An 8,399-nucleotide genomic window follows, 5' to 3' on the forward strand; every position below is an offset into this window, starting at 1 on the left:
ATCCTCGGGGGCAGGGGTGCGCGGGTACTTCCCGCGCCCGTAGGCAACGCAGCCGCAGAGCCAACGGCTTCCCTGAGCCCCACGGCAGGACCTGTGCCTGGCCGGCTGGCCGAGGCCAGCGCCAGTGATGCCGATGAACGAGAAAGCCGAGATCACGACCACCCACTGCGGCCAGGCGATGAGCCGCCGTGTGAACGTGTACTGCGACCAGCGCTTGCGCAGACCACCGGCCCGCCGGACCCGGCGTTGTGCACGGTCCTGGCCCGGGACGTGGTGTGTTGGTCCAGGTGATGTCGTCGGGGGGGGAGACGCGTACCGTCCGCCGGGCCGGGTAACCGGGTGGCGGGTCAGGACAAAGGTGCGGTCCGACCGCGCCGGGTCCCGGCCTGGAGCTGTTGTGACCAGGGCTCCGCCCCCGCTCCCATCGTGTGCTGGGCGAGGCGCAGGCGCTGGATGTCGGAGGTACCGGCGGGTGCGAGGAGGTGGAGGGCGTCGCGGAGGTAGCGGCCGGTGGGGCGGGTGGTGAACAGTCCGGCGGCCGCTTGGATCTCCATCGCGTCGCGTGCCGAGTCGATCGCCGACTCCACGCCGACGAGTTTCGCGTTCATGAGTTCGGCGTCGCACGCTGCTCCCCTGTCGAGGAGGTGGACGGCGTGGTAGGCGGTGAGGCGGGCGGTCATGAGGCGTGAGGTGATACGGCCGATCCGGTCGCGGACCACCGGCTGTTCGGCGAGTGGCCGGCCGTAGCGGACGCGTTCGGTGCAGAACCGGACCGTCTCTTCGAGGACCGCCCGGTGGATGCCCAGTGCTACGGCGGTGAGGTTCGGCCGTCCGTACAGGACGCTGGAGGAGTAGGCCACCTTCAGCCCGTCGCCCTCCTGGCCGATCCCGTTCGCTACGGGAACACGGCAGCCGTCGAAGACCAGCTCTCCGAAGCTGAAGCCGTGCAGGCCCAGGGCCTCATGCTGCGCGGCGACGGTGAGCCCGTCGGTGCCGGTCTCCACCAGGAACGCGGTCAGGCCCCGGGAGCCCGGGCCGGTCCGGGCGACGACCCCGTGCACGTCCCCCACATGCGAGTTGCCCACGTACACCTTGCGGCCGGTGAGAACATAGGTGTCGCCGTCCCTCACCGCTGTCGTCTCCATCGCGGCGACGTGTCCGCCCGATCCGTGTTCGGTCACCGCGATCGTGGGCAGCACCTCACCGGCCGCGATCCGCGGCAGCCACCGCCGTTTCTGCTCCTCCGTCCCGAAGTGGACGATCTTCGCGACGCCGAGCTGGGATGCCTGGACCATCGCGCCCATCGCGGCGCTCACCCGGGCCAGTTCCTCGATGACGACCGTCTTGGCCACGTGCCCGGCGCCCATCCCACCGTAGGTCCGGTCGACCGTCACTCCGAGCCATCCCTGGACGGCGATCCGCCGGGACAGGCCCCGGTGGACCCGGCGGGAGGTCTCCATCTCGGGTATCAGCGGCCGTACCTCGTCCTCGGCGAAAGCCCTCACCTGGTCTCTCAGATTCCGGTGCGGCTGGGTAAGGAAACAGGCGTCCATCAATCACGTCCTCGGATACGGGATCACCGCCCCGGGCGGTGAAACGGCGCCGGGCGGTCGCCCGGGTGGTCCGGGCGGGCACATCGTGCACCGCCCGGGGCCGTCGTCGCACCACCTGTCAGCGGTCGTTTCCCGGTCGTCCGCACTCGTTTCCCGGTCGTCACCCGGTCGTCCGCACTGGTTTCCCGGACTTCACCCGGTCGTCCGCACTCGTTTCCCGGTCACCCCCACCCGGAACCGCAGATTCCGGGCCGTCGGGCAGCAGCCAGGCAGCTCCGGGAGGGCCCGGACGACCGGAAACGACCGGCCGGGAAGCTCGGACGACCGGGAAACGACCGGCCCGGGAGCCCGGACGACCGGGGAACGACCGGGAAACAACCGGCCACGGGGCTGGTGGCGACCGGTACTCGCGGTGCAGAGTGTCGCTCCGGCCCGGCAGCGCCCCGCCCCCACCCCCTGTGCGGCCACCCGCTGCCGGGCCTCCATAAGCGCGGCCCTTCCCGGCGCTGTGCCCCGCGGCCGGGCGACGTCGTCTTGATGGCCGGCCGGGCCGCTTCGCACTGTTCATCCTCATCCAGGAGTGCCATGACCCACCCTCAGCAGACCCTCATGCCCCGGCCGGCCGGTTCCAGCCCCGGGGCTGAGTTCCTCGGCGCCGCCTGGCACAGCACCACCCCTGCCCGCGTGCGGATGGGCCAGCACGCCGACGCCGTCCACATGCCGCTCAGCGCCTGGGCCGCCGCCAGGGAACGGCTCACCGCCCAGGGCCTGCTGGGCGTGGTATGGGCTGACGGCGACGACGTCTACATCCTGACCACCGTGGAGCGACCCCGGGGATTCTGGCGGGCTCCGGCCCGGTGCGTAGGCGGCCGCTGGCTCATCATGCCCGCCGACCCCGTACACGCCCGGGACGTCCGGTTGCGGTGGCTCCACCGTCCCGGCAATGGGCCCCTCCTCACCCGCGCCGAGGACCTGCGCGCCGCTCTCCGCGGTGCCCCGCCGCCCGAGGCGCCTCCCCGGACACCCGTCACCGCACCAGTGTCCTCCCCGTCGTCCACGGGGATTCCCGCTGGGGAGATCGACCGGTCCGGTCCCTCGCCGGAGCCCTTCCGTGCCACCGCCACGCAGAGCCAGATCGCCGACCTTGTCGTCCTCGGCGCCGGCAACCAGCAGATCGCCGCCACGATCTATATGTCGGACAGCACCCTGAACACCGCTCTGCGCGCGATCCGCGAGCTCGTCCACTGCCCCCCGGGGGGCTCCCGCCCGGTCCTCGCCCACGCTCTTCTGCGGCACGGCCACCCGCCGCCCCCGCTTACCGCCAAGGCCTCCGCGTTCACTCCCGACGAGGCCGAGCTGAACCTCATCCGCGCTCACGCCGAGCACTCCCGGGCGGCCGATGTCGCCCGCGCCGGTCGGCGTGTCCACCGACACCTGCCGCAGCCGCACGGCCCGCCTCGTCCGCAAGACCGGCGCCAGCAACATCACCCACCTGGTCGCGATGGCATACGTCCTCGGGCTTCTCGCTGATGTCCCCGCGGTCGACGACCGAACCTGACCTGCCGGACCGGGCAAGCCGGCACCGCCACGGATCCATGGCCCCGAGGGCCGGGCCCGGCTCCCTTCACCGCGCGGCCCCCAGGCCTCAGCCCCTCGACCTGAGAAGGACGATGTCATGCGTCTCCTGCCGTATCCGGCCGCCGCCCTGCCGGCCACGCTCCCCGGCTGGGTGCCTCGCTCCGGGTTTCCCCGGCGTGCCGTGTGCGGGCATGACTTCGACGCCGTCCGTGTCGTCGCCGCCCGCGGCCCGGCCCTGGCCGCCGCCGTACTCAACGCTGGGGGGCGCGGGCCGGTGCTGGCCGACCCCTACAGCGGGAGCTGGCACGTGTTCACCGCCCCCGGCACCATGACGCTGGGCGACCGGTGGACCACTGGTAGCGGGTTCCGGCTGCTGCGGCCGGGAACCCGTCTGAGGGTCCCGCCCGCCAACGCCCGCGCCGGACCGGACCTTTACTGGTGGGTCCCGCCCGGCGCCGGGTCCACCTCCGCCGCCCAGCTCGTCACCGCGCTGATGGCCGCCACTGGTGTGACCTCCCCGACGCCGCGGGCCCACCGGTGACCCGCCCGGTTCCCGGAGCGCAGCTCGCGACTGTTCTCCGGGACATCCGGCTCCACGGCCGCACGAGCGCCGCCGATGTCCTGCTCGTACCGCCGCTGATCGGCGAGATCGTCCTCGGCTGTCTTCTCCCGCACCGGGACGAGCCGACCCAGAGCCCGTCATGAACCAGCCCTACGACAGCCGACTCGCCCGGGCACCACAGCGGACCGTCGGCAGGCGCGATCCGTGCGGGCCGCATCCGCCCCGCGCGGCGGTGCTCCGTGGTCGGACGGTTCCTCGACGGGGCGCCGACGAAGTGCAGCCGCCACCGGCGGCCGATGCCACGTCGGACTTCACAGGGCAGTACGGACGCACCGCTGGCACCACGCCGTCGGCCGTGGCTCATCACTCCCGGGTTCCCCAGCCCGCTCCTCGACCTCCGACACTTCCAGGACTCACAGTGACTTCACCGCACGATCCGGTCTATGCCGTCCGGCCTCTGGAGCCTGAGGAGGACCGGCCGCTGGCCACGCTGGTCACCCAGTGGCGCCGGAAGCGTGATCTTCCCAGGGAGACGACGCAGCCTCTTCTCGCGGCGCTCGCGGAGACGGGCACCGAGTTCGTGGTCCTGGTGGACACCGGCCCGAACACGGTAGTGGGCTGTCTCCAGCTCGACCGCCGGGCGCATGACAGCACGCCGCCCGGTCAGTCCATGCTCAGGATCGCCGCCGCTGCCACAGACCCCCGCGGCGGATACCGGCTCGGGTTCCTGCTGACCCTGTGGGCGCGGCACTACGCCGCCCAGTGCGGCTACACCGGTCTGCTGTGCGAGGTGCCCCTGCGTCATCCCACCGACTCGGTCGCCGGGCGGCTGGCCCGCCATCTCCAGGAGGGCCTCGGCTGGAAGCACGCAGGCGTCACCAAGGCCCTGGACGATTCCCGGTTCACCGTGGCCCGGATGACCACCGGTGCCGAGATCCACCCGACGCTGCCGGTGTTCGTGGCCAGCACCGTTCCGGTGCTGCCCGTCACGCCCCGGCAGGAGACCGTGTCGTGAACCGGCAACCCGCCCCGCACCGCCCCGCCATCCCCCAGACCTCCACCGGGCCGCCCGGCACCGCCAGCGACCGGGAACGGCGGAGGGCGCGCATCTGGCTGCTGGCCGGCGAGGGCATCACCTTCGCGGGTTCCGCTGTCCACAAAGTGGCGCTCCCGGCGCTCGCGGTCCTCTCCCTGGGCGCCACGCCGACCCAGGTGTCCGTTCTGGCTTTCTCCGCGACCGTTCCCGCTCTGATGGTCGCCCTGCCCGCCGGGGTGCTCCTCGACCGCTACCCCTTACGGATTGTTCTGGTCGTCACCGGCTTCGCGGCCGCGGCCGTGGCCGGGGTGATCCCGGCGGCCGCCGCCCTCGGTGTACTGACGATGCCGCTGCTCTGCACGATCGCTCTGGCCCTGGGGGGCCTGTCGGTGGTGCACACGGCCGCGTCGATGGCCGCTGTCCCGCTCCTGGCGGACCCCGGCGGGCTCCACCGGGCCAACGCGCGCTTCACCGCCGTCATCACCACCGCCGGCGTCACCGGGAGCGCCCTGGGCACCGTGCTCCTCGCGGTGGCCGGTCCCGCCCGGGCTCTGATCGCCGACTTCGTGACCCTCGTCGTCTCCGCGTGCTGCGCAGTCCGCGTACGGGTGGTGCCCGCACCCGACCGGGCGCGGGAGGCGAAGCGCCCGGTGCTCGACGAGATCTGGGAGGGCCTCCTCTACTCCGCCAGGGACCGTGTGCTCCGGCCGCTGTTCTTGGTCCTGACAGCTACCAGCATCGGCAGCGGGCTGACGACCACCCTGCTGGCGTACCACCTGCTGACCACCGTGCGGGTGGGCACGACCGGGCTCGGCATGATCATGGCCGCAGGCAGTCTCGGCGGCCTGACCGGCGCCCTCGTCGCGCCCCGTCTCGTCCGCCGCTACGGTTCCGGCACTGTCATGGCCGTCGGGTTCGTCGTCCACGCCCTTATGCAGATCCCGCCGCTCGTCGCTGAACCGGGCCGGGCCTGGCTCGCGGTCCTCATGGCCGGCAGCTGCGGGCATTTCGCTGCGGCCACCTGTGTCAGCACCACCCAGCGCTCCGTACAGCAGTGGAGCAGCCCGCCCCGCCTTCGGGCCCGCGTCCAGCAGACCGCGCTGTGGCTGATCAACGGGGTCCGGCCCCTGGCCGCCCTGGCCGCCGGCGTCTTCGCCTCCCTGACCAGCGTCCGCGCCGTCATGCTCGCGGGCGTCCTTGTCCTGCTGCTGTCCGCAGGGGCACTGTGGCGGTCGCCCGTCCGCCACCTGGCGGCCAAGGACAAGGGGATTGCTTGATGGGGCTGATCAAGAATGGCGTGCTCCGAGGCGTCCCCAGCACCGGAGCGGCGTCGGAAAGGTCCACGATGTCGTCCACCCGCTCCTGGTTGTGGTTGTGGTTGTGGTTGTGGTCAAGCCTGCTTCGTTCGGCCATTGCCTGGATCCACCGCACGCCACATCACCGCTACCTCACTGATGACCAGCGCGAGCGCAGTCAACAGCGCCTACGGACGATCGTGGAGTGAGTCCTGGCTCCCGCTGGCTGAGTCACGCCTTGGCCAGGCCGATGGAACAGGTCGCAGTACGCACGCTGGAAGGATCTCGTAGCCGGGCATCCAGCCGCTTGTCTGCCCCGTCAATCCCCCGCCGTCGCTCACTGCCTTGGACGACGGCGCCCTCCGCCTCCTGTGAGCCCTCCGCACAGCTGAGGCAGAAGGGCGGAACGTCGTGGAGACCGACGGCCATATACGGACGGCGGTCCGGGTACGGCGTACTTCTGCTCGGTCCGAGGGTGCCCGCAGGTGTCGGCGAGGACAGACGGGTGCATCGGGACCGTGCGGAAGTCGGCGGGGGAGATCCAGCCGAGGGCCTGGCCCTCCCCCAGGGTCAGTGTGGCGGCATCGCCGTCCCAGTGGCCGTGGTGGACGTGGACGGGATAGCCGTCCGCGTTGTTTGAGAACAGATGCGTGAGCTCGATGCCGGTGAGGCCGACCTCCTCGCGCAGTTCACGCGCGGCGGTGGCGTGGGGCCGGTGTCCTCCATCTCGGCGCCGCCGCCCATCGGGGCCCAGGTTCCCGGCGCCCACACCCCGGGCCGGTCATCCCGCAGATGCATCAGAACCTGCCCCGCACGGTTGCTGATCACCACGAGCGTGCTGTACGGGTCCTCGTCGGCCGGACGGCCCTCCCGGGGCCGGCCGAGGAGATCACCGATGCGGTCCCGCAGCACCCGATCGGCGACCTCCGACAAGGGCCGCCACCCCGGCCCGCCGGTCACGCCGGCCGCACGGCCCGCGGCACCCCCGCGCACAGAGAACAGCACACACATGGACCACGCCCCGAACCACGGCGCCGCACCGCCCCGCGAAGAAACGATTCATTCCGACTGCCCGATTTTTGAGCACCTCGCCGACCTCTGGCAGCGCGATGGGCGGACGGTCCCGTGCCGGGACGACCCGGAATGGGAACGGCTGACCCGCCCCGACCGCGCCCGCCACCGGCGCGCACCCCGTCCCGACCACGCCGCCGCACCCGCGATGGAACAGGGCTGATGGACGAGGACGCCTTCGCCGTACCCCCGCGGCGCACCGACTCCGGAGGATGCGAGATGCTGCTGGACCTCGCCGCAGTCCTCGTCCCCGGCATCGACATCATGGTCCCCGCCCGCCTGCGCTACGACCCCGCCGCCCCCTGGGCCGTCCACCTCGACAACCACATCAACCACACGGACCCGGTCACCTGGATCTTCGCCCGCGACCTCCTGATCAAGGGCGTCGACCAACAGACCGGCGCCGCAGACGTCGTCGTCCACCCCGACCCCCACGGCGAACACACCTACCTCGTCCTGAGCGCCCCCGGAGGCTCCGCACTGCTGCGCGCCCGCACCCAACGGATCAGGACCTTCACGGCCTGCACCACCCGCATCGTCCCGCCCGGAACCGAGGACCGCCACCTCGACCTCGACCGGCTGTTGCGCGACATCCTGGCCTCAGACAGCCCGCCCGGGCCCCAGTGACGGCCTGTCGCAGCCCCTGCGGGGCTCGTGCCTCGCGAACGTCAGCAGCGCGGCCGAGCACCGGAGCACGCCGTACCCGCGGTGCCGGTACCGGGCCGGACTCGATGCGCGGGAAAACGGATGTGGAGAAGGGCCGGCGGGCGGTAGTCATGGACCGAGTCTCGCAGTCGGACCTGAGGGCGGGGGCCGCATGGGGGGAGTGGTCTCCTGTCCGCCGCTGTTCCCGTTCGTCGGGGGGTCTCGGCCCGGTGTCGTCGGGTTGTCTTCCTGCCCGGGCGTCCGCCCCCAGGTGCGCCCCCGTCCGCCCCCGGCCGGTCCCGTCGTGTCCGGCCTCCGCCACCGGCCCGCCGGATCGACTGGTGGACTCCGCGCGAACAACCCGGACCGTCTGCGGGACAACCCGCCCGAAACCCGTGGAACAGTACAGCGGGAAGGCCCTTCACACATGGTCGCCCCTGCCCCCTCCCCGCGCCATCCGCAGGACAGCCGCACACCCCGCCCACCGCTGCGGGCCCCGACCCGTACGGGACGCGGCCTTCCCGTAACCACGACATGACGCTGCGTCGGCACATCGGGTCCGGCCCGCAGGTACGAAGCCGGGTGTGTCGAACTCCCTTTCCTGTAAACGGTTTTCGTGACACCGGCAGGGGTGGTTGCCGTACCGTCGGGGCATGCGA

General features: G+C 72.2%; 9 protein-coding genes. 7 read left to right on the forward strand and 2 right to left on the reverse strand.

What is annotated here, in order from left to right; all coding sequences use genetic code 11:
- Positions 1-347: 347 nt before the first annotated feature.
- A complete protein-coding gene (locus tag ACFXGN_RS28585; protein WP_384864660.1) occupies positions 348-1,553 on the reverse strand; it encodes an acyl-CoA dehydrogenase family protein in 1,206 nt (401 codons plus the stop codon).
- Positions 1,554-2,138: 585 nt separating this feature from the next.
- Between ACFXGN_RS28585 and ACFXGN_RS28590 the strand changes: the two genes are divergently transcribed.
- From ACFXGN_RS28590 to ACFXGN_RS28610, 5 genes are all read left to right on the forward strand, one after another.
- The gene (locus tag ACFXGN_RS28590; protein WP_384864662.1) at positions 2,139-3,083 is read left to right on the forward strand and encodes a hypothetical protein; all 945 of its coding nucleotides are present in this window, start codon (positions 2,139-2,141) and stop codon (positions 3,081-3,083) included.
- Positions 3,084-3,228: 145 nt separating this feature from the next.
- Positions 3,229-3,672 (forward strand): hypothetical protein, encoded by a 444-nt coding sequence (locus ACFXGN_RS28595; RefSeq protein WP_384864664.1) that lies wholly within the window; start codon positions 3,229-3,231, stop codon positions 3,670-3,672.
- The gene (locus ACFXGN_RS28600) at positions 3,669-3,836 is read left to right on the forward strand and encodes a hypothetical protein (RefSeq protein ID WP_384864666.1); all 168 of its coding nucleotides are present in this window, start codon (positions 3,669-3,671) and stop codon (positions 3,834-3,836) included. Before ACFXGN_RS28595 ends, ACFXGN_RS28600 begins: the two co-directional genes overlap by 4 nt.
- Positions 3,837-4,111: 275 nt before the next feature.
- Positions 4,112-4,708, forward strand: a complete 597-nt coding sequence (locus ACFXGN_RS28605; protein WP_384864667.1) for a hypothetical protein — start codon at positions 4,112-4,114, stop codon at positions 4,706-4,708.
- Positions 4,705-6,006 carry an MFS transporter gene (locus ACFXGN_RS28610; protein WP_384864669.1) on the forward strand — a complete coding sequence of 434 codons (1,302 nt, stop codon included), beginning with the start codon at positions 4,705-4,707 and terminating at the stop codon, positions 6,004-6,006. The genes ACFXGN_RS28605 and ACFXGN_RS28610 overlap by 4 nt, the downstream gene beginning before the upstream one ends.
- 355 nt (positions 6,007-6,361) lie before the next feature.
- On the opposite strand, the gene ACFXGN_RS28615 is transcribed toward ACFXGN_RS28610, so the two are convergent.
- On the reverse strand, positions 6,362-6,793 hold the full coding sequence (locus ACFXGN_RS28615; protein ID WP_384864671.1) for an NUDIX domain-containing protein: 432 nt from the start codon (positions 6,791-6,793) through the stop codon (positions 6,362-6,364).
- Between the two features lie 240 nt (positions 6,794-7,033).
- On the opposite strand from ACFXGN_RS28615, the gene ACFXGN_RS28620 reads away from it, so the two are divergent.
- Positions 7,034-7,258 carry a hypothetical protein gene (locus tag ACFXGN_RS28620; protein ID WP_384864673.1) on the forward strand — a complete coding sequence of 75 codons (225 nt, stop codon included), beginning with the start codon at positions 7,034-7,036 and terminating at the stop codon, positions 7,256-7,258.
- Positions 7,258-7,722 (forward strand): SsgA family sporulation/cell division regulator, encoded by a 465-nt coding sequence (locus tag ACFXGN_RS28625; RefSeq protein WP_384864675.1) that lies wholly within the window; start codon positions 7,258-7,260, stop codon positions 7,720-7,722. Before ACFXGN_RS28620 ends, ACFXGN_RS28625 begins: the two co-directional genes overlap by 1 nt.
- The last annotated feature ends 677 nt before the right edge of the window (positions 7,723-8,399 follow it).

The sequence above is a fragment of the Streptomyces sp. NPDC059247 genome (assembly GCF_042754005.1).
Taxonomy (GTDB): Bacteria; Actinomycetota; Actinomycetes; order Streptomycetales; family Streptomycetaceae; genus Streptomyces.

Bases quoted from the DNA above. Each gene is read 5' to 3' on its own strand.
- ACFXGN_RS28585 (WP_384864660.1), bottom strand. From the start codon at position 1,553: ATGGACGCCTGTTTCCTTACCCAGCCGCACCGGAATCTGAGAGACCAG.
- ACFXGN_RS28620 (WP_384864673.1), top strand. From the start codon at position 7,034: ATGGACCACGCCCCGAACCACGGCGCCGCACCGCCCCGCGAAGAAACG.
- ACFXGN_RS28590 (WP_384864662.1), top strand. From the start codon at position 2,139: ATGACCCACCCTCAGCAGACCCTCATGCCCCGGCCGGCCGGTTCCAGC.
- ACFXGN_RS28625 (WP_384864675.1), top strand. From the start codon at position 7,258: ATGGACGAGGACGCCTTCGCCGTACCCCCGCGGCGCACCGACTCCGGA.
- ACFXGN_RS28595 (WP_384864664.1), top strand. From the start codon at position 3,229: ATGCGTCTCCTGCCGTATCCGGCCGCCGCCCTGCCGGCCACGCTCCCC.